Annotated in this window: 20 protein-coding genes; 15 read left to right on the top strand and 5 right to left on the bottom strand. The window is 75.6% G+C overall.

Going from position 1 to position 19,101, the window contains the following annotated elements:
* The first annotated feature begins 76 nt into the window (after window positions 1–76).
* The 4 genes from SJY06_RS19215 to SJY06_RS19200 all read left to right on the top strand — a co-directional run bounded on the left by SJY06_RS19215 (window position 77) and on the right by SJY06_RS19200 (window position 3,123).
* The gene (locus SJY06_RS19215) at window positions 77–889 is read left to right on the top strand and encodes a sugar phosphate isomerase/epimerase family protein (protein WP_380169140.1); all 813 of its coding nucleotides are present in this window, start codon (window positions 77–79) and stop codon (window positions 887–889) included.
* 9 nt (window positions 890–898) lie between these two features.
* Window positions 899–1,846 (top strand): proline dehydrogenase family protein, encoded by a 948-nt coding sequence (locus SJY06_RS19210; protein ID WP_380169139.1) that lies wholly within the window; start codon window positions 899–901, stop codon window positions 1,844–1,846.
* Window positions 1,843–2,697, top strand: a complete 855-nt coding sequence (gene proC, locus SJY06_RS19205) for a pyrroline-5-carboxylate reductase (RefSeq protein WP_380169138.1) — start codon at window positions 1,843–1,845, stop codon at window positions 2,695–2,697. Before SJY06_RS19210 ends, proC begins: the two co-directional genes overlap by 4 nt.
* 69 nt (window positions 2,698–2,766) lie before the next feature.
* Window positions 2,767–3,123: a hypothetical protein gene (locus tag SJY06_RS19200; RefSeq protein WP_380169137.1), complete on the top strand. Its 357-nt coding sequence runs from the start codon at window positions 2,767–2,769 to the stop codon at window positions 3,121–3,123.
* Between the two features lie 18 nt (window positions 3,124–3,141).
* Here SJY06_RS19200 and SJY06_RS19195 read toward each other — a convergent pair whose 3' ends face one another.
* The 5 genes from SJY06_RS19195 to SJY06_RS19175 are packed head-to-tail and all read right to left on the bottom strand — an operon-like array spanning window position 3,142 to window position 8,284.
* Window positions 3,142–4,584, bottom strand: a complete 1,443-nt coding sequence (locus tag SJY06_RS19195) for a TrkH family potassium uptake protein (protein WP_380169136.1) — start codon at window positions 4,582–4,584, stop codon at window positions 3,142–3,144.
* A 5-nt stretch (window positions 4,585–4,589) separates the two neighbouring features.
* Window positions 4,590–6,104 carry a TrkH family potassium uptake protein gene (locus SJY06_RS19190; RefSeq protein WP_380169135.1) on the bottom strand — a complete coding sequence of 505 codons (1,515 nt, stop codon included), beginning with the start codon at window positions 6,102–6,104 and terminating at the stop codon, window positions 4,590–4,592.
* Window positions 6,101–6,880, bottom strand: coding sequence for a potassium channel family protein (locus SJY06_RS19185; protein ID WP_380169134.1), 780 nt, complete (start codon window positions 6,878–6,880; stop codon window positions 6,101–6,103). The genes SJY06_RS19190 and SJY06_RS19185 overlap by 4 nt, the downstream gene beginning before the upstream one ends.
* Window positions 6,881–6,920: 40 nt before the next feature.
* Complete coding sequence (locus SJY06_RS19180; RefSeq protein ID WP_380169133.1) at window positions 6,921–7,634, bottom strand: DUF305 domain-containing protein; 714 nt, start codon at window positions 7,632–7,634, stop codon at window positions 6,921–6,923.
* 14 nt (window positions 7,635–7,648) lie between these two features.
* Entirely contained in the window at window positions 7,649–8,284 is a 636-nt protein-coding gene (locus SJY06_RS19175; protein WP_380169132.1) for a DUF3105 domain-containing protein, read from the bottom strand.
* A 234-nt stretch (window positions 8,285–8,518) separates the two neighbouring features.
* On the opposite strand from SJY06_RS19175, the gene SJY06_RS19170 reads away from it, so the two are divergent.
* The 11 genes from SJY06_RS19170 (at window position 8,519) to SJY06_RS19120 (ending at window position 19,079) form a co-directional block, all read left to right on the top strand.
* Complete coding sequence (locus SJY06_RS19170; RefSeq protein WP_380169734.1) at window positions 8,519–9,610, top strand: acetoin utilization protein AcuC; 1,092 nt, start codon at window positions 8,519–8,521, stop codon at window positions 9,608–9,610.
* Window positions 9,611–9,719: 109 nt separating this feature from the next.
* Complete coding sequence (locus tag SJY06_RS19165; RefSeq protein WP_012085056.1) at window positions 9,720–9,818, top strand: 30S ribosomal protein bS22; 99 nt, start codon at window positions 9,720–9,722, stop codon at window positions 9,816–9,818.
* Window positions 9,819–9,852: 34 nt separating this feature from the next.
* Window positions 9,853–10,923 (top strand): NAD-dependent epimerase/dehydratase family protein, encoded by a 1,071-nt coding sequence (locus tag SJY06_RS19160; protein WP_380169131.1) that lies wholly within the window; start codon window positions 9,853–9,855, stop codon window positions 10,921–10,923.
* Window positions 10,920–12,380, top strand: coding sequence for a lysophospholipid acyltransferase family protein (locus SJY06_RS19155; protein WP_380169130.1), 1,461 nt, complete (start codon window positions 10,920–10,922; stop codon window positions 12,378–12,380). The genes SJY06_RS19160 and SJY06_RS19155 overlap by 4 nt, the downstream gene beginning before the upstream one ends.
* On the top strand, window positions 12,377–12,664 hold the full coding sequence (locus tag SJY06_RS19150; RefSeq protein WP_380169129.1) for a glutaredoxin family protein: 288 nt from the start codon (window positions 12,377–12,379) through the stop codon (window positions 12,662–12,664). Before SJY06_RS19155 ends, SJY06_RS19150 begins: the two co-directional genes overlap by 4 nt.
* 87 nt (window positions 12,665–12,751) lie before the next feature.
* Window positions 12,752–13,585 carry a redox-sensing transcriptional repressor Rex gene (locus SJY06_RS19145; RefSeq protein WP_380169128.1) on the top strand — a complete coding sequence of 278 codons (834 nt, stop codon included), beginning with the start codon at window positions 12,752–12,754 and terminating at the stop codon, window positions 13,583–13,585.
* Window positions 13,582–14,946, top strand: coding sequence for a glutamyl-tRNA reductase (locus SJY06_RS19140; RefSeq protein ID WP_380169127.1), 1,365 nt, complete (start codon window positions 13,582–13,584; stop codon window positions 14,944–14,946). Before SJY06_RS19145 ends, SJY06_RS19140 begins: the two co-directional genes overlap by 4 nt.
* Window positions 14,943–15,938 carry a hydroxymethylbilane synthase gene (hemC, locus tag SJY06_RS19135; protein WP_380169126.1) on the top strand — a complete coding sequence of 332 codons (996 nt, stop codon included), beginning with the start codon at window positions 14,943–14,945 and terminating at the stop codon, window positions 15,936–15,938. The genes SJY06_RS19140 and hemC overlap by 4 nt, the downstream gene beginning before the upstream one ends.
* A complete protein-coding gene (locus tag SJY06_RS19130) occupies window positions 15,935–17,566 on the top strand; it encodes a uroporphyrinogen-III synthase (protein WP_380169125.1) in 1,632 nt (543 codons plus the stop codon). The genes hemC and SJY06_RS19130 overlap by 4 nt, the downstream gene beginning before the upstream one ends.
* Complete coding sequence (gene hemB, locus SJY06_RS19125; RefSeq protein WP_380169124.1) at window positions 17,563–18,552, top strand: porphobilinogen synthase; 990 nt, start codon at window positions 17,563–17,565, stop codon at window positions 18,550–18,552. Before SJY06_RS19130 ends, hemB begins: the two co-directional genes overlap by 4 nt.
* A gap of 68 nt (window positions 18,553–18,620) precedes the next feature.
* The gene (locus SJY06_RS19120) at window positions 18,621–19,079 is read left to right on the top strand and encodes a MarR family winged helix-turn-helix transcriptional regulator (RefSeq protein ID WP_380169123.1); all 459 of its coding nucleotides are present in this window, start codon (window positions 18,621–18,623) and stop codon (window positions 19,077–19,079) included.
* The last annotated feature ends 22 nt before the right edge of the window (window positions 19,080–19,101 follow it).

Genomic DNA, 19,101 nt, shown 5'->3' with positions numbered 1-19,101 from the left:
CCGGGGAGGGTAGCCCCGCGCCCGGTCGGCCGGTCGCGGTGCCGGGCCCCGTCCGCGCGACGTAGGCTGAGCGCTCGTGACCGGTGCCCCCGGCTCCGACGGCGGAGCGCCTGCCGGCCCCCTCGTGGGCCTGGCGACGACCTCGGTGTACCCCGAGCCCGCCGAGGAGGCCTTCCGGCTGGCCGCCGAGCTCGGCTACGACGGCGTCGAGGTCATGGTGTGGTCGGACCCGGTCAGCCGGGACGCCGACGCCCTGCTGCGGCTGTCCGCCACCTACGACGTCGAGATCATGAGCATCCACGCGCCGACGCTGCTGCTGACGCAGGGCGTCTGGGGCCGCGACAACTGGGCCCGGCTGGTCCGCACGGCCGAGCACGCCGAGGCCCTGGGCGCCGACACCGTGGTGGTGCACCCGCCGTTCCGCTGGCAGCGCACCTACGGGGCGGGCTTCGAGGAGGGCATCGCCGCGCTGGGCGAGGAGCACCACTGCACCTTCGCGGTCGAGAACATGTTCCCGTGGCGGGTCGGCGGCAAGGACGTGCGCGCCTACGCCCCCGGCTGGGACCTGCTGGACCACGGCTACGAGCACTGCACGCTCGACTTCTCGCACGCCGCCACCGCCCGGCAGGACGCCATGCAGCTGCTGGAGGTGCTGGGCGAGCGGATCGCGCACATCCACCTGACCGACGGCAGCGGGTCGCTCAAGGACGAGCACCTGGTGCCCGGCGACGGCACCCAGCCCGTGGCCGAGGTGCTGGAGAAGCTGGCCGCGGGCGGCTTCACCGGCCACGTGGTGGCGGAGATCAACACCCGGCGCGACAAGCCCCGCCGCGAGCTGGACCTGCAGCGCAGCCTGGCCTTCGCGCGGCGTCATCTGCAGGGCGGCTAGCCTGCTGAGGTGATCGCCGAGGCCCAACGGGCAGTGCTGCTGGCCGCGTCGCGCAACTCGCGGCTGCGGGACGTCGTGGAGAAGGCCCCCGTCACCCGCGACCTGGTCCGCCGCTTCGTCGCGGGCACCGGGGACGACCACGCCCTGGAGGTCTCCGCCGACCTGCGCTCGCAGGGCCTGCTGGTCACCCTGGACCGCCTCGGCGAGGACGTCACCGACGAGGCCGACGCCGAGGCGGTGCGCGACGCCTACGTCGGCCTGCTGGGACGGCTGTCGGCCGTGGGGCTCGCCGACGACGGCGACGTCGAGGTCTCGGTCAAGCTGTCGGCGCTGGGCCAGGCGCTGGGCTCGACGGGGGAGTCCGTCGCGCTGGAGAACGCCCGCGTCATCGTCGAGGCGGCCGCGCTGGCGGGCACCACCGTCACCCTCGACATGGAGGACCACACCACGGTCGACTCGACGCTGCGGGTCCTCGAGCAGCTGCGCGCCGACCACCCCTGGGTGGGCGCGGTGCTGCAGTCGCAGCTTCGCCGCACCGAGGCCGACTGCCGGGACCTGGCCACGGCGGGCTCCCGGGTCCGGCTGTGCAAGGGCGCCTACGCCCCCACCGACCCCGACGCCTTCGACGTCGCCCACGAGGTGGACCGCTCCTACGTCCGCTGCCTCAAGGTCCTGATGAACGGCGACGGCTACCCGATGGTCGCCAGCCACGACCCGACCCTGATCGAGATCGCGCAGGCGCTCGCCCGCGACGTCGGCCGCGAGGAGTCCAGCTGGGAGCTGCAGATGCTGCTCGGGGTCCGGCCCGAGGAGCAGACCCGCCTGGCCGCCCTGGGGCGCCGGATGCGGGTCTACGTGCCCTTCGGCGAGGACTGGTACGCCTACCTGGTCCGGCGCCTGGCCGAGCGCCCCGCCAACCTGGCCCTGCTCCTGCGCTCGCTGGGCAGCCGGCGGTGAGCGGCGGGGCCGGGCCCACCCCGCGCGAGGACGTCGTGGCGGTCCTGGGGGCCGGGGTGATGGGGGAGACCCTGCTGTCCGGGCTGCTGCGCGCCGGGCGGGGCGTGGACGCGCTGCGCATCAGCGAGCGCCGGCCGCAGCGGGCGCAGGAGCTGGCCGGCCGCTACGGCGTCCGGGTCCTGGACAACGCCGGCGCCGTGGCGGAGGCCGGGACGGCGGTGGTGGTGGTCAAGCCGCAGGACGTGCCCGGCCTGCTCGCCGAGGTCGCCCCCCACCTGGCCCCGGGCGCGCTGGTGGTGTCGCTGGCGGCGGGGGTGATGACCGCGTCGATCGAGGCCGCGCTCGACGCCGCCGGCGCACCCGCCGACGTGGCCGTGGTGCGCGTCATGCCGAACACGCCGGCGCTGGTCGACATGGGGATGAGCGCCGTGTCGCCGGGCAGCCGGTGCGATGCCCACCACCTGGACGCGGCCGAGGCGCTGCTGGCCAGCGTGGGCGAGGTGGTGCGGGTGCCCGAGCACCAGATGGACGCCGTGACGGCCGTGTCCGGCTCGGGCCCGGCGTACGTGTTCTACGTGGTCGAGGCCATGATCGAGGCGGGTGTGCTGCTGGGGTTGTCCCGCGACGTGGCGACCACGCTGGCCGTGCAGACCGTGCGTGGGGCCGGGACGATGGTGGCCGAGACGGGGCAGCACCCGACCGTGCTGCGAGAGCAGGTCTGCTCGCCGGCCGGCACGACGATCGCGGCGATCCGCGTGCTCGACGACCACCGGGTGCGGGCGGCGTTCGTCACGGCGATGGAGGCCGCGCGGGACCGCTCTGCGGAACTGGGACGGCTCGCCGGTAGTTGACGATGAGCGGTCGTGGGCAGGAGCCGACGACCCGAGGGCACGGGTCCGCCCGGCTGACGGAGGTGTGACGTGGGTTGGCTGTCGAGGGTGTTCGGCGGGCGCGAGCGGTCCGGGCGCCCCGGGCGTCCCGGGACCGCGGGTCCGAGCCGGCTGGAGGAGGACCTGGCCCACCTGCGCGACTTCGCGACCACGCGGCGCGGGGTGGAGTTCTACCTCGAGCCCGAGACCGACGGCTTCGACACCACGATGGTCGCCGTGGCCCACGACGGGGAGTGGACCCGGCGTCGGGTCGGCTCGCCGAGGACCGCGGGCCGGCTGGCGAGCAGCCTGAACGCCCCGGTCTACGAGGCCGGGGTGACCGGTTACCCGAAGCGCATGAAGGAGTGGAGCCGCAACCACCCCGAGCGGCGGCTCGGCCCGCGTTGACGCACCCGGCCGGGGCCCTCAGCCGATCAGCGGCCGGGTCTCGGGCAGCCGGAACAGCCGGGCCCGCTCGCGCAGGGCCAGCGCCCCGGCCACCGTGACCGGTCCGAGCCGGCCCAGGAACATGCAGACGATGAGCACCCAGTCCCCGCCCGGAGGCAGGTCGGGGGTGATGCCCGTCGACAGGCCCACGGTCGCGGTGGCGGAGATCACCTCGAACAGCACGTCGGCCATCCGCTCGCCCGACAGGTGCAGCAGCAGGGTCGTGGCCGTCCCCACCACCGCCAGGTAGAGCCCGATGACGGCCAGCGCCTGGCGGATGGTCTCGGGGCCGATCCGGCGACCGAACACGTCGGCGTCGGTGTCGCCGCGCGCCTCGGCCAGCACCGCGGCCACCAGCACCGCCATCGTGCCGACCTTGATGCCGCCCGCGGTCCCGGCCGAGCCGCCGCCGACGAACATCAGCGCGTTGGTCAGGAACAGCGAGGCGTCGCTCACCTGGCCGTAGTCGACGGTGTTGAACCCCGCGGTGCGGGCCGTGACGGACAGGAACACCGCGGTCCACAGCTTGTCCGAGCCCTGGACCCCGCCCAGGGTCGAGGGGTTGTCCCACTCCAGGACCAGGAACGCCAGCGTGCCGCCGACCAGCAGGACGGCGGTGCCGATCAGCACCAGCCGGGTGTTGACGCTCCACGGCAGCCGGGTCCGGCGCAGCACCTCCAGCACCACGGGGAAGCCGAGCCCGCCCAGCACGATCGCGACCATGATCGGCCCGGTCACCCACTCGTCGGTGGCGTAGTCGTACAGCGCGTTCTCGCGGAACAGCGAGAACCCGGCGTTGTTGAACGCCGACACCGCGTGGAACACGCCGAGCCACAGCGCGCGCCCGGGCGGCTCGCCGTGGTGCAGGGCGAAGCGCAGGGTCAGCACCAGCGCCACGGCGGCCTCGACCACCAGCGTGGTGCGGAGGATGCCGACGAGCACCGAGCGGGCGTCGGCGATCGTGCCGACCCGGGTGGCCATGCCGGCCGCGATCCGGCTCTGCAGGCCGAGCCGGCGCGTCACGGCCAGGGCCAGCAGGGCCGAGATGGTCGCGATGCCGAGCCCGCCGACGTGGATCATCGCGAGGATCAGCGTCTGGCCGGTGGTCGACCAGTAGGTCCCCGTCTCGACCAGCGTCAGACCCGTCACGCACACCGCGGAGGTGGCCACGAAGACCGCGGTCACGAACGGCACGCCGTCGGGCGCCTGGCCCGCGGCCACCGCCCACGGGCCCAGCAGGGCCACCGTGCCGACGGCGATGGCGGCCAGGAAGCCCAGCGGGATGACGCGGGCGGGTGTGAGCAGGGCCCGCAGCCGGCGCCGGCGCCAGAGCGGGCCGCGCGGGGCGCCGGCGGGCCGCGGCCGTGAGCGGTCGGGGCGGCGGCGGGAGGGTCGTCGCGGGGTAGGGGTGTCCTCGTCCACCCCGGTCAGCCGATCAGGGGACGGGCCTCGGGCAGGCGGTAGAGCCGCCGGCGCTGCTTGGTGGCCATGGCCGCCGCCACCGCCACCGGGCCGACCCGGCCGACGAACATGCAGCCGGTGACGAACCACATGGCGGCCTCCGGCAGGTCGGCGGTCACCCCGGTCGACAGCCCGACCACGGCCGTGGCCGACACCGCCTCGAAGATCGTGTCGCTCAGCTCGAAGTCGGTCAGCTGCAGCAGCACGACGATGGCCACGCCGGTCAGCGCGATCGAGAAGCCGAGCACGGCCAGGGCCTGGCGGACCGTGGCGGTGGCGATGCGGCGGCCGAAGGCGTGCACGTCGGTGTCGCCGCGGGCCTCGGCGTACACGGCCAGGGCCAGCACGGCCAGGGTGCCCACCTTGATGCCCCCCGACGTCCCGGCCGAGCCCGCGCCCACGAACATCAGGGCGTCGGTGACGAACCGGCCCGCCTCGCCCACGCCGCCGTAGTCGATGGTCGAGAAGCCGCTGGAGCGCGGTGTGACCGCCATGAACGCGATGGCCAGCAGCTTGGTCGGCATGGCGAGCTCGCCGATCGTGGCCTCGTTGCCCCACTCCAGCGCGCCCAGGGTCAGGGCGGCGCCCACCAGCAGGACCGCGGAGGTCGCGATGACCAGCTGGGTGTGCAGCGACCAGGCGGCCGGGCGCCGGAACCGGGCCAGCTCGACCAGCACGGGGAAGCCGAGCCCGCCCAGGACCACGGCGACCATGACGGGCACGACGATCCAGGGGTCGCCCACGAAGCCGATCAGGCTGTCGCTGAACAGCGCGAAGCCGGCGTTGTTGAACGCCGAGACGCCGTGGAACACGCCCAGCCAGACCGCCCGGCCCAGCGGCTCGTCGTAGTGCAGCAGGAACCGCAGGGCCAGCGCGGTCGCGACGATCGCCTCGATGGCGGCCGTGGTGAGCAGCAGCCGCGGCAGGATCGTCCGGATCTCGCCCAGGTCGAAGCCCTTGGTCTCCTGCCGGGCGGCCAGCATGCTGCCCAGGCCGAAGCGCCGCAGCACGGCCAGGCCGACCAGCGACCCCAGCGTGGCGATGCCCAGGCCGCCCACCTGGAACAGCACGAGCATGACCACGTGGCCGAACGTCGACCAGTACGTCGGGGTGTCCACCACGACCAGGCCGGTGACCGCGGTGGCGCTGGTGGCGGTGAACACCGCCACCACGGTGGGCGGGATGCCCTCGGGCCCGATCCCGCCCTCGCTGACCGACTGCACGGCCAGCGGGGTGTGCAGCAGCGCGGCCCCGACGGTGATGACGGCCAGCAGCCCCAGCGGGATGATCCGCACCGGGGAGAGGAACGCCTCCAGGCCCGCCCGCCGGGCCAGGGCCGAGGGCGTCCGGTCGCCCCCGGGCAGCAGCCGGCGGGGCGAGAACCGGTCACGCCGGCGACGCCGCGGGCCGCGGGCGGCCACCTCGCCGCGGGGGTCGTCCGGCCGGCCCACCGGGTCGTCCGGGGCGTCGGGTCCCGTCACGGTCGCGCCGCGAAGGCCTCGATCTGGTCCACGTGGCCCGACACGATCAGGACGTCGTCGGGGTGGACCTTGGTGGTCGGGATGGCGTAGGTGAAGTCGTTGCCGGGCCGCTTCACGCCGACCACGGTGATGCCGTACTTGGATCGCACCCCGGCCTGGTCGAGGGTGAAGTTGTGGGTCTCCTTGGGCGGGGCCATCTTGACGATCGCGAAGCCGTCGTCGAACTCGATGTAGTCCAGCAGCTTGCCCGTCACCAGGTGGGCGGTGCGCTCGCCCATGGTGGCCTCGGGGTAGACGACCGTCACGCGGCTGCCGGTGCGGCGGATCACCGCCTCCTTGCGCTGGCGCGCCTCGCGGCTGCGGCGGGCGATCTCGGCCAGGTCGGCGTCGCCGGTGATGTGCTCGGCCTCCGCCTCGGTGGCCAGCCGCTCGAGGATCTTGCCGTGCGCGTGCGAGATGGCCTTGGCCCAGATCTGGCCGACCTTGAGGTCGACGAGGTTGAGCGTGGACAGCACGCTGGCCTCGATCGAGGTGCCGATGCCGACCACCGCGATGGGGAACTGGCCGGCCCCGATCTGCTTCATGGCCTGCAGGTTGGTGGAGTCGGCCTCGACCACGTGGGTCAGCCGGCCCGACCACTCCTGGACCAGCTCGGGGTTGCGCTCGACGGCGAGGACCTCGTGGCCCAGCCGGTGCAGCGCCTCGGCCGCCGCGGCCCCGAACCGGCCGAGACCGACCACCAGGACGGCGTCGGAGTGCAGCTTCCCGTTTCCCACGAGGGGTCACGGTACGCCCGCCCGTAGCGTGCTGCGGGCACTACAGCCCGACCGGCCCCCCACAGGCGTCGAGCAGGTCCTGCAGCACGGTGATCTCGAAGCTCTGGGCGTTGACCATCGAGGTCGCCAGGCGCCGGACCTGGGGCTGGTCGGCCTGCTGCTGGGCGACCTCGGCCATCTGCACCCCGCCCACGTGGTGCGGGATCATCAGCTGCAGGTAGATCCGCTCCGCCTCGACCCCGTCGGCGTCGCGCAGCGCGGTCATCTGCTCCTGCGTGGCCAGGCCCATGGCCTCCATCGGGTTGCCCGCCGGCTCGTCCGCACCGCCGGCCGCTTCGTCCTCGGCCATCTCCATGCCCGGCATGCCGGTCATGGAGTCCGCGAACGGCCCGGACATCCAGCCCATGATCGGCTGGGTCGAGGTCTGCGGCAGCCCCCACAGCTGCAGCCAGCCCGCCATCTGCCCCTGCTGGTTCTGCTGGGTCAGCAGGATGTCCAGCGCGATCTGCCGCAGAGTGGGGTCGTCGCTGCGCTCGCGCACCATGACCGACATCTCGACCGCCTGGCCGTGGTGGACCTGCATGTCGCGGGCGAAGCCGGCGTCCACGCTGTCCTCGGTGGGCGTGGCCGCCCCCGCCGGGGCGGCCAGAGCCGAGCCGAGCAGCAGCCCCGCCACCACGAGCAGGGCGGCGGCCACCACGGCCAGGGCCGTCAGGAACGGCCGCGCCAGCAGCGGGGAGGTGCGTGCGGTCATGGTGCCCCGACCGCTCAGGCCGTCGTGTCGATGCTGCCGGAGCAGGCCGCGCCGGGCTCCTGGGTCTGCTCGCCCTGCAGGTACTTGACCAGGAACACGGGCAGCCGCTCGTCGTCGACGGAGTCCAGCTGCAGCTGCAGGCCCCAGGCGCTCGCGACGACCGGGCTCGGCAGGTCCGCCATGGGCGAGACCAGCAGGTAGGTGTTCGCATCGGCCAGGGCCTGCAGCTCGGCGACGTCGTCGGCGGGCAGCTCGGGGTCGTAGGTCAACCAGACGGCCCCGTGCTCCAGGGAGTGCACGCCCGCCTCGGTGGTGATCGGCGCGTCGTAGTACCCGCAGTTCTGCCACTGCGGCAGGTGGTCGCCGCCGACCGGGGGCATGACCTCGTAGTCCACCGGGGTGGTGACGTGGTTGGCGGTCTGCTCGCCGAAGTCCTCGACGCCGTCGATGTCCGCCTCGGCGGCCTGCTCGACCTGGCTGCGCTCGCCCTCGCTCTGCACGATGACGGCGACGACGACGCCGACGAGGACCACGGCCAGGGCGGCGGCCAGCCCGATGACCAGGAAGGAGCGGCGTCGCTCCTGGTTCTTCTGGGCGGCCTGCATCTTGGCCAGGCGGGCCTGTCGGTCGTTGGGCGGTGTGGCGGCCACGGTCGGGCTCCTCGGTCAGGATCGGGGCGGGTCATCGGCTGCGGGGACGGACGTCACGGTCCGCCTGCACAACACATGGTGCCCTGTCCCGGTTCCCGCCGCGGCACGCGGCCGTGCGCCCGGGGGGTCCGGCCGGGCTAGCGTGAGGCCATGACCCGTCGCACGCGCGTCGTCTGGGACGAGGACTTCGTGCGCTACGACTTCGGTCCCGGGCACCCGTTCGCCCCGGTCCGCATCGCCCTGACCGCCCGGCTGTGCCGGGACCTGGGCCTGTTCGAGCACGTGGACGTGGTCGACGCCGACGTGGCCGGTGACGACCTGCTGCGCACCGTGCACACCGCGGCGCTGGTCGAGGCGGTCCGGCACGCCTCGCTCGACACCCGGGCGGTCGTCGGCCACGGCGTGGGCACCATGGAGACGCCGTCGTTCACCGGCATGCACGACTCCGCGGCCCGGGTGTTCGCCGGCTCGGTGGGCCTGGCGCGGGCGCTCGCCGCGGGCGAGATCGACCACGGCGTCAACTTCGCGGGCGGGCTGCACCACGCCTCGGCCGACGCCGCCTCGGGCTTCTGCGTCTACAACGACTGCGCGGGGGCGATCCACGCCCTGCTCGCGGCCGGCGTGGAGCGGGTCGTGTACGTCGACACCGACGTGCACCACGGCGACGGCACCGAGTCGATCTTCTGGGACGAGCCGCGGGTGACCACGGTGTCGGTGCACGAGTCCGGCCACACCCTGTTCCCCGGCACGGGCTACCCCGGTGACGTCGGCGGGCCCGGGGCCGAGGGCAGTGCGGTCAACGTCGCCCTGCCCGCGGGCACGGGGGACGCCGGGTGGTTGCGGGCCATCCACGCCGTGGTCCGGCCCGTGGTCCGGGAGGTGCGCCCGCAGGTGCTCGTCACCCAGCACGGCTGCGACACCCACGTGCTGGACCCGCTGGCCAACCTGCGGGTCAGCGTCGACGGCCAGCGGGCGGCCGCGGTGATGATGCACGACCTGGCCCACGAGGTCGCCGGCGGTCGCTGGCTGGCCCTGGGGGGCGGCGGGTACGAGCTGGTCGACGTGGTGCCCCGGGCGTGGGCCCACCTGGTGGGGGTGGCGGGCCACCACCCGGTGCCGCCCACGACCGCCGTGCCGGACTCCTGGCTGGACTACGTGACCGCGGCCCTGGGCCAGCCGGGCCCGCGGCGGATGACCGACGGCGAGAGCGCCTCGTTCGCGACCTGGGAGTCCGGCTACGACCCGGCCGACCCCGTCGACCAGGCCGTCATGGCCACCCGCAAGGCCGTCTTCCCGCTGCTGGGCCTGGACCCCTGGTTCGACTGAGCGACGGCTCGGGCGGGCCGGTTCGCGTGGGGCGGTAGCCTGGTCCTCGGACCAGGGGCCCGCCCAGGCGTGCCCGACCCTCAGCACTTTCTGCGGAAGAAGGACCCACGTGGGCTCTGTCATCAAGAAGCGTCGCAAGCGGATGGCCAAGAAGAAGCACCGCAAGCTGCTCCGTCGTACCCGTCACCAGCGCCGCAACAAGAAGTAGTCGGGCGGTCGGGCCCGTCGGGACCGGGGGAGCCGTGAGCCGGCGCGTCGTGCTCGTCACCGGGGTGTCGCGATACCTCGGTGGCAAGGTCGCGGCCGCGCTGGCCGCCCACCCCTCCCGCCCCGACGTGCTCGGCCTGGACGTCGTCCCGCCCCACGCCTCGCTGGGCGGGGCCAGGTTCGTCCGGGCCGACATCCGCAGCCCCGGCATCGCCCGGCTGATGCGCGACGAGCAGGTGGACACCGTCGTCCACATGAACGTCATCGCGACGCCGCGCTCGGCGGGCGGGCGGGTGCCGATGAAGGAGATCAACGTCATCGGCACCATGCAGCTGCTCGCCGCGCTGCAGAAGGTCCCCGACGTCCGGCGGCTGGTCGTCAAGTCCACCGCCGGCGTCTACGGGGCCGGTCCGGGCGACCCGGCCATGTTCACCGAGGAGTCCGTCGCGGCCAGCCCGCCGCGCACCGGCTGGGCCAAGGACTGCCTGGAGGTGGAGGGCTACGTCCGGGGCTTCACCCGGCGCCGCCCCGACGCCTCGGTCGCCCTGCTGCGGTTCGCCAGCATCGTCGGGCCCGGGCTGGAGACCCCGCTGTCGCGGGCCTTCGCGCTGCCGGTCGTGCCCGGGCTGCTGGGCCACGACGGCCGGCTGCAGTTCGTCCACGAGGTCGACGCCGTCGACGCCATGGTCGTGGCGAGCCTGGGCGAGGTCACCGGCCCGGTCAACGTGGCCGGCGACGGCGTGCTCACCACCTCCCAGGCCGCCGCCATGGCGGGCCGTCCCGTGGTGGGACTGCCCGAGGCGATGGCCCCGGTGGCCGCGCGCTGGCTGACCCGCCTCGGGGCGGCGGAGCTGTCGTCGGAGGACCTGCGGCTGCTGGGCTACGGCCGCGTGCTGGACACCACCCGCTGCCGCGAGGTGATGGGTTTCGACCCGGCGCGGACCACCCGCCAGGCGTTCGTGGAGTTCCTGGCCGCGCACCGGCTGCGCGGCCTGCGACCGGCCGTCGAGCTGGTGGCCGACGAGGTGGGCAAGGCCGTCGTCGAGACCGTCGGCGCCGGCCGGCCGGCCGGGTCGCGTCGCGCGGGCACCGCGGGGCAGCGGTGAGCCCGGGCGGCGGGAACCCCGTCCTGCTCGGCGCCGACCGCGCCGCGGCGGAGCGCGCCCGTCGGCGTCGCCGGGGCACGCCGCTGCTGGCCCCCGGGCCGGGGCGCGACGACGCCACCGGGGACGGCCCGCGCGCCGGCGGGCCGGACGGTTCGGACCTCGAGCCGGTGGCGCCCTCGCCCGTGACCCGGGGGCAGGTCCCGGACGCCGGGGTCGTGGCGACCGGGACGCCCGGTGTGCCCGGGGGGCCCGGTGGGCCCGGAGGGCCCGGTGTACCCGGGGAGGCCGGGGCCGAGGCGACGCCGCGGACCCGTCGCCCGCGTCCCCGGCCCCGCCGGTCGCCCGTCGTCACCCCGCTGCGCCGGGACGACCCGGTCGAGACGGTGATCGACCTGGTCGCCGAAGAGGCCGGCCAGCGGATGGTCGAGGCGCTGGAGCCCGCCGGCCCGCCCCGGCTCAGCGTGGTCCCCGACGACGGCGCCGCTCCCGGCGGCGCCGATCCCGACGACGGCGCCGCCCCCGACGCTGCTGACGCCACCGGCGCGGCCGACGACCCGGCCGTCGCGGGGCAGACCGGTGCCGACCCAGGTGCCGACGCAGGGCCGCCCGCCGACGGCGCCCAGCTGGCCGAGCTGCTCCTGGACGCGCTCGACTTCGTGCGGCGCCGCCTCGAGGGGGACTACGCCGTCGACGAGTTCGGCTTCGACCCCGAGCTGACCGAACGGGTGCTGCTCGCGGTGCTGCGGCCGGTGTACCGCCGCTGGTTCCGGGTCGAGCTGCGCGGCGCCGACCGGATCCCGGCCGACCGCGGCGCGCTGCTGGTCGGCAACCACTCGGGCACGGTCGCCTGGGACGCCCTGATGACCCAGGTCGCGGTGCACGACAGCACCGGCGGCCGGTTCCTGCGGCTGCTGGGGGCCGACCTGGTGTTCGCCACCCCGGTCGTGGGCGACGTGGCCCGGCGGATGGGGGCGACCCTGGCCGCCAGCAGCGACGCCGAGCGGCTGCTGTCCTCCGGCGAGCTCGTCGGGGTGTGGCCGGAGGGGTTCAAGGGGATCGGCAAGAGCTACCGGGACCGCTACCGGCTGCAGCGCTTCGGGCGCGGCGGCTTCGTGTCGGCGGCCATCCGCACCCAGGTGCCGATCGTGCCCGTCAGCATCGTGGGCGCGGAGGAGATCCACCCCATGCTGGCCGACGTCCGGCCGCTGGCCCGGCTCACCGGGGCGCCCTACTGGCCCGTGACGCCGACGTGGCCCTGGCTAGGTCCGCTGGGCCTGGTGCCGCTGCCCAGCAAGTGGCTCATCGAGTTCGGCGAGCCCATCCCGACCGACGAGCTCGACCCCGGCGCGGCCGAGGACCCCATGGTCGTGTTCGAGATCACCGACCGGGTGCGGGAGGTCATCCAGCAGACCCTCTACGCCCTGCTGGTGCAGCGTCGCAGCGTGTTCCTCGGGTGAGGGCGCGTACCCCCCGGACCCCGCCGACGCAGGTCCGCCTGATCGGCAAGCCGGGCTGCCACCTGTGCGACGAGGCCCGCTCGGTGGTGGCCGAGGAGTGCCGCCGCGCCGGGGCCGAGCTGGTCGAGGTGTCGATCCTCGACGACCCGGACCTGCACGCGCGGTACTGGGACACCATCCCGGTGGTTCAGGTGGACGGCGTGACGGTCGATCACCTGAGGGTCGACGGGACCAGGCTCCGGGCGCTGCTGCGGCCGGGGCGACGGCGCCGCCTGCTGTGGTGAGGGTCACCGGCTGAGCCCCCGGGGGCCTCCTCGTCACTTTGTGCACGTCGTCACAAGCACGTACGCTGACGGTCCACGGCCGAGGAGATGAGCCAGTTGCCACTGCAGCGCCTGCGACTGCCCCGCACGGGGGCCCGTGCGGCCTCCCGGGGCCAGGGCGAGGCCCTGCGACGGGTGCCGTCCGACGAGGTCGTCGCCCGCGCCGCCGAGGCCAAGGGCGTGCCGGAGGCCACCGTCGCGCGGCTGCCCACCTACCTGCAGGCCCTGCACGCCCTGGCCGAGGACGGCACCTCGACCGTCTCCAGCCAGGAGCTCGCCGACCTGGTCCACGTCTCGGCCGCCATGCTGCGCAAGGACCTGTCGCAGCTCGGCTCCTACGGCACCCGCGGCGTGGGCTACGACGTGGCCACCCTGGTGCACGAGATGTCCGCCGTGCTGGGCCTGGAGCACGACTGGCCCGTGGCCATCGTCGGCGTCGGCAACCTGGGCCGGGCCCTGGCCCACTACGGCGGCTTCACCAGCCGGGGCCTCAGCATCGCGGCGCTGTTCGACGCCGACCCGGCCGTGGTCGGGACCGTCGTCAACGGGCACACGGTGCACCACGTCGACGAGGTCGCCGCGCTGGTCGCGGAGCGCAACGTGCGCATCGCCGTCATCGCCACCCCGGCCCGGGCCGCCCAGGCCACCAGCGACGTGCTGGTCGCCGCGGGCGTCACCAGCATCCTGTGCTTCGCCGGGGCCGCCGTGCGCGTGCCCGCGGACGTCACCGTCCGGGCCGTCGACCTGTCGAGCGAGCTGCAGATCCTCGGCTTCCACGAGCAGCGCAAGCGCAGCGACGTGCTGGGCCCGCTGCGCCCCGGCCGGGCCGACCACGGGGCCGACCACGGGATCGACCACGTCGTGGGCGGGGGTGCCCGGTGACCCTGCTCGTCGTCGGGGCCAGCCACCGCACCTGCCCCCTGCCCGCCCTGGAGCGCCTGGCCGCGGCCGCGGCCGACCCCGCGGCCCTGGCGCAGCGGGTGCTCGAGGAGCGGTACGTCAACGAGGCCATGGTGGTGTCGACCTGCAACCGGGTCGAGATCTACGTCGACGTCGACCGGTTCCACTCCGGGGTGGCCGCGGTGTCCGGGGCGCTGTCGCTGGGCTCCGGCGTCGACGCGGCCGAGCTGGGCGAGCACATGTACGCCCACTACGACGGGGCGGCCGTCGAGCACGTGTTCCAGGTGGTCGCGGGGCTGGACTCCATGGCGCTGGGCGAGGCCCAGATCCTCGGGCAGGTCCGCGGCGCCTACAGCCGCGCCCGGGCGGCCGGCCAGGCCGGAGGTGGGCTGGCCGCGGTGGTCGAGAGGGCGCTGCGGGTCGGGCGCCGGGCCCGGGCCGAGACGGGCCTGGACCGGCTCGGCAACCGCATGGTCGTCGAGGCGCTGCACCAGGCCGCCGCCCGGGTCGGTCCGCTGGAGCAGGCGCACGTCGCGGTGGTCGGGGCCGGCGGGATGGCCGCCCTGGTGACGGCCACGCTGGCGCGACGCGGCGTCGGGGCGGTCACGGTGCTCAACCGCACCCGGGACCGGGCCGAGCGGCTGGCCGCCTCGGTCGACGGGGCCGTGGCGCCGCTGGCCGACCTGCCCCGGCTGCTGCGCGAGGCCGACGTGGTCGTCAGCTGCACCGGCTCGGTGGGCCACGTGGTCGAGGCCGACGACGTCGCCGCCGCCGTGGCCGAGCGGCACGGCCGTCCCCTGGTGCTCGTCGACCTGGCCCTGCCGCGCGACGTCGGCCCGCTGCCCGCCGGCCTGGCCGGGGTCACCCTGGTCGACCTCGAGGGCCTGGGCGGCGTGCTGGCCGCCGAGGGCGACGGCACCACCGAGGTCGCCCGCGCCCGCGGCGTGGTGGCCGACGAGGTGCGGATCTGGCGGGCCGAGGTCGAGGCCGCGACGGTCACGCCCACCGTGGTGGCGCTGCGCTCGCAGGCCGACGCGGTGGTCGCCGCCGAGCTGACGCGGCTGCGTGGCCGGCTCGGCGAGCTGGACCCCTCCGTGGCCGCCGAGGTGGAACGGACCGTGCGGCGCGTGGTCGACAAGGTGCTCCACACGCCCACCGTGCGGGTCAAGGAGCTGGCGGGCGGACCCGACGGCTCCATGTACGCCGAGGCGCTGCAGACCCTGTTCGGCCTGCAGGTCGCCGACACCCTCGAGCCGGTGCACCGGTTCGACGCGGACCGCGGGACCGGGGCCGGCGCCGAACGGCCGCTGACCGGTCGTGGCCCGGACGGGACCGGCGCGTGATCCGCGTGGGCACGCGGGCCAGCGCCCTGGCCCGGACCCAGTCGCAGCTGGTCGCCGACGCCCTGGGCCAGGCCCTCGGCGAGGACTGCGAGCTGGTGCTGGTCTCGACCCACGGCGACCGCTCCGGCGAGCCGCTGCGGGCGCTGGCCCAGCAGACCGGCGGCACCGGGGTGTTCGTCTCGGCCCTGCGCGAGGCCCTGCTGGCCGGGCGCGTAGACGTGGCCGTGCACTCCCTCAAGGACCTGCCCACGGCCCCGGCCGCCGGGGTCGACCTGGCCGCCGTGCCCGAGCGCGAGGACCCGCGCGACGCCCTGGTCGCCGTGGGCGGGGCCCGCCTGGTGGACCTGCCGGACGGCGCCCGCGTGGGCACCGGCTCCCCCCGCCGGGCGGCCATGCTCGCCGTGGACGCGGCCCGGCGCGGTCGCCGGCTGCAGGTGGTCGACGTCCGCGGCAACGTCGACACCCGGCTGGCCCGGGTGGGCGAGGACCTGGACGCCGTCGTGCTGGCCCTGTCCGGCCTGCGCCGGCTGGGCCGCGACGGCGAGGTCAGCGACGTGCTCGGGGCCGACGTCCTGCTGCCCGCGCCCGGCCAGGGCGCGCTGGCCGTGGAGACCCGGACCGGGGACCCGCTGGGCGGCCGGGTCCGGGACGCCCTGGACCACGCCGCCACCCGGGCGGCCGTCACGGCCGAGCGCACCGTGCTGCGGGTGCTCGACGCCGGCTGCTCGGCCCCCGTCGGGGCCCTGGCGACCGTGGTCGGGGACCGGCTGGAGCTCGAGGCCGCGGTGGCCCAGGACGACGTCGGGGACGCGTCGCGCTCGACGGACCGGGTGACGGACGGGGAGCACCCGTCGGGGGTGCCCCGGCTGCTGCGCCTGCGCAGCACCGGGGCGGTGACCGACGCCGCGTCGGTGGGGGAGCGAGCGGGGCACGAGCTGCTCCGGGCACGGCTGGAGAACCCACGCACCGACCACGAGGAGACCCTGCGATGAGCACGCACAGCATCGACGACCGGGCCGTCAAGCCCACCGACGCCGGCCGCCGCGCCCACGTCGGGTTCGTCGGCGCCGGCCCCGGGGACCCCGGGCTGCTGACGCTGCGCGCCGCGGCCCTGCTCGAGGTGGCCGACGTCGTGGTCACGGACCTGGCCGACCCCGCCGACCTGCTCGCCCGCTGCGCCCGGCCCGGGGTCGAGGTGGTCCAGCTGGGCACCGACGCCGACGGCACGCCGCTGGACCGGGCGGCCCGCTCCCGCACCGTGGCCCGCCTGGCCGTGGCCGGGGCCCGGGTGGTCCGCCTGGTCGCCGGGGACGCCACGACGTTCTCCTCGGTCTCGGCGGAGGTCAAGGCCGCGCGCGCGGCCGGGGCCGAGGTCGAGCTCGTGCCCGGGGTGTCCGCCGCCTTCGCCGTGCCCCTGTACGCGGGGGTCCCCGTGGCCCCGACCGGCACCGAGCGCGTGCACGTCGTCCACGTCACCGACCCGGGCACCGAGGTCGTCGCGCCCGGGCGCGGCGGCGCCGACACCGTCGTGGTGCTGGGGGCCGCGTCCCTGCTGGGCGGGGCCGCCGAGCGGATGGTGGCCATGGGCTGGGACCCCGACGCGCCCGCGGTCGTGGTCTCGCAGGCCACCACCACCCGCCAGCGCAGCGTCGAGTCGGCCCTGGCCAAGGTGGGCGACGTCGTCGGCGAGCTGCCCGAGCCGGTCAGCCTGGTCGTGGGCGAGGCCGTGCGGCAGCGCGAGGCCGTGTCGTGGTTCGAGACCCGCCCGCTGTTCGGCTGGCGCGTCCTGGTGCCCCGCACCAAGGACCAGTCGACCTCGGTCGTGGAGCACCTGCGCGAGCTCGGTGCCGACCCCGTGGTCGTGCCGACCATCTCGGTCGAGCCGCCGCGCACCCCGCAGCAGATGGACAAGGCCGTGCGCGGCCTGGTCACGGGCCGCTACGAGTGGGTCGGCTTCACCAGCGTCAACGCCGTTCGTGCCGTGCGCGAGCAGCTGGACGCGCTGGGCCTTGACGCCCGGTCGTTCTCCGGGCTCAAGATCGCCGCGGTCGGCGGCGTGACCGCCGACGCGCTGCGGGAGTGGGGCCTGGAGCCCGACCTCGTGCCCACCGACGAGCAGTCGGCCCACGGCCTGCTCGACGTGTGGCCCGCCTACGACGCGCAGCTGGACCCGATCGACCGCGTGCTGCTGCCCCGGGCCGACATCGCCACCGAGACCCTGGTGGCCGGTCTGCAGGAGATGGGCTGGGAGGTCGACGACGTCACGGCCTACCGGACCGTGCGGGCGGCGCCGCCGGCCGCGCCGGTGCGCGAGGCCATCAAGACCGGTGGCTTCGACGCGGTCCTGTTCACGTCCAGCTCGACGGTGCGCAACCTGGTCGGCATCGCGGGCAAGCCGCACGCGGCCACCGTGATCGCCTGCATCGGCCCGCGGACGGCTGCCACGGCCGAGGAGCACGGCCTGCGGGTCGACGTGCTGGCCCCCGTGCCGGAGGTGCGGGCCCTGGTGGACGCCCTGGCCGACCACGGCCGGGCCGGCCGGCTGGCGGCCGAGGCGGACGGGCAGAGCTGGACCCGGCCCTCGCAGCGCACACCGGCGGCGCGGCGGCGCGCCCGGTGACGGCCGGCGCGTTCCCGGTCCGCCGGCCGCGCCGGCTGCGCGGCACCCCGGCGCTGCGCCGGCTGGTGGCGCAGACCCGGCTGCACCCGGCCGACCTGGTGCTGCCGGTGTTCGTCAAGGAGGGCCTGGACGAGCCCCGCCCGATCGGCAGCCTGCCCGGCGTCGTCCAGCACTCGCGCACCTCGGTCGTCGCGGCCGCGCGCGAGGCCGTGGCCGCGGGCGTCGGCGGGATCATGGTGTTCGGGGTGCCCACGCACCGCGACGCGACCGGCACCGGCCTCGACGACCCGGACGGCGTGCTGAACGTCGCCCTCGCCGACCTGGCCGACGCGGTCGGCGACGAGACCGTGCTCATGGCCGACCTGTGCCTGGACGAGTTCACCGACCACGGCCACTGCGGCGTCCTGGACGCCCGCGGCCGGGTCGACAACGACGCCACCCTCGACCGGTACGCCTCGGCCGCGCTGGCCCAGGCCCGGGCGGGGGCGCACCTGCTGGGCACCAGCGGGATGATGGACGGCCAGGTCGGCGTGGTCCGGACCGCGCTGGACGGCGCGGGACTGGCCGACGTCGGCGTCATCGCCTACGCGGCCAAGTACGCCTCCGGCTTCTACGGCCCGTTCCGCGACGCCGTGGAGTCCACCCTGGTGGGCGACCGGGCCACGTACCAGCAGGACCCCGCCAACGCCCGGGAGTCGCTGCTGGAGGTCGAGCAGGACCTCGCCGAGGGCGCGGACGTCGTCATGGTCAAGCCCGCCCTGCCCTACCTGGACGTGCTGCGGCGCGTGGCCGACGCCAGCCCGGTGCCGGTGGCGGCCTACCAGGTGTCGGGGGAGTACGCCATGGTCGCCGCCGCGGCCGCCAACGGCTGGGTCGACGGCGACCGGGTCATGCTGGAGAGCCTGCTGTCGATCCGGCGGGCCGGGGCGGACGTCGTGCTGACCTACGCGGCGCTCGACGTGGCCCGGGCCCTGCACGGCGCGTGAGCGCCGGGGCGGGCTCCCCGGCGCGCGGTCCGGGGGTGTCCGCATCGCGGACGGTAGGCTCCGGCCCTGTGACCAGGGGAGAGTGGCTCGACGCGGCGCAGCAGGACGCCTGGCGGGCCTGGCTGGAGGGCTCGGCGCTGCTGGACGACGCGCTGAGCCGGGACCTGGTCGCGGTGGGCCTCACGTTCAGCGAGTACGACATCCTCGTGCAGCTGTCCGAGCAGGAGGACCGCTCGCTGCGCATGAGCGAGCTCGCCGGCCTGGTGCTGCACTCCCGCTCCCGGCTGACCCACACCGTCAGCCGGATGGAGTCGCGCGGCCTGGTCCGCCGCGAGCCCTGCGAGGAGGACAAGCGCGGGGTGCGGTGCACCATGACCGAGGCGGGCATGACCGCCCTGGTCGCCGCGGCCCCGCACCACGTCGGCAGCGTGCGGGCGCACCTGGTCGACCCGCTGACCCGCGAGGAGTTCCTCGCCCTGGGGGCCGCGATGGCCAAGGTCCGCGACCGGTTGCGACCCCTGGCCTGAGCACGCCGGGGCAGTTGGGACA

Origin of the sequence: Jannaschia sp. R86511 (genome assembly GCF_042466345.1) — a bacterium.
In the GTDB taxonomy this organism is placed as follows: Bacteria; Actinomycetota; Actinomycetes; order Actinomycetales; family JBBAYJ01; genus Aquipuribacter.
Note: the sequence above shows the minus strand (reverse complement) of the source record. Positions and strands in the feature narration are given on the sequence as shown.

Excerpts from the sequence above, each read along its gene's own strand:
- SJY06_RS19130 (WP_380169125.1), top strand. The coding sequence starts at position 15,935 with ATGAGCACGCACAGCATCGACGACCGGGCCGTCAAGCCCACCGACGCC.
- SJY06_RS19145 (WP_380169128.1), top strand. The coding sequence starts at position 12,752 with ATGAGCCAGTTGCCACTGCAGCGCCTGCGACTGCCCCGCACGGGGGCC.
- SJY06_RS19180 (WP_380169133.1), bottom strand. The coding sequence starts at position 7,634 with ATGACCGCACGCACCTCCCCGCTGCTGGCGCGGCCGTTCCTGACGGCC.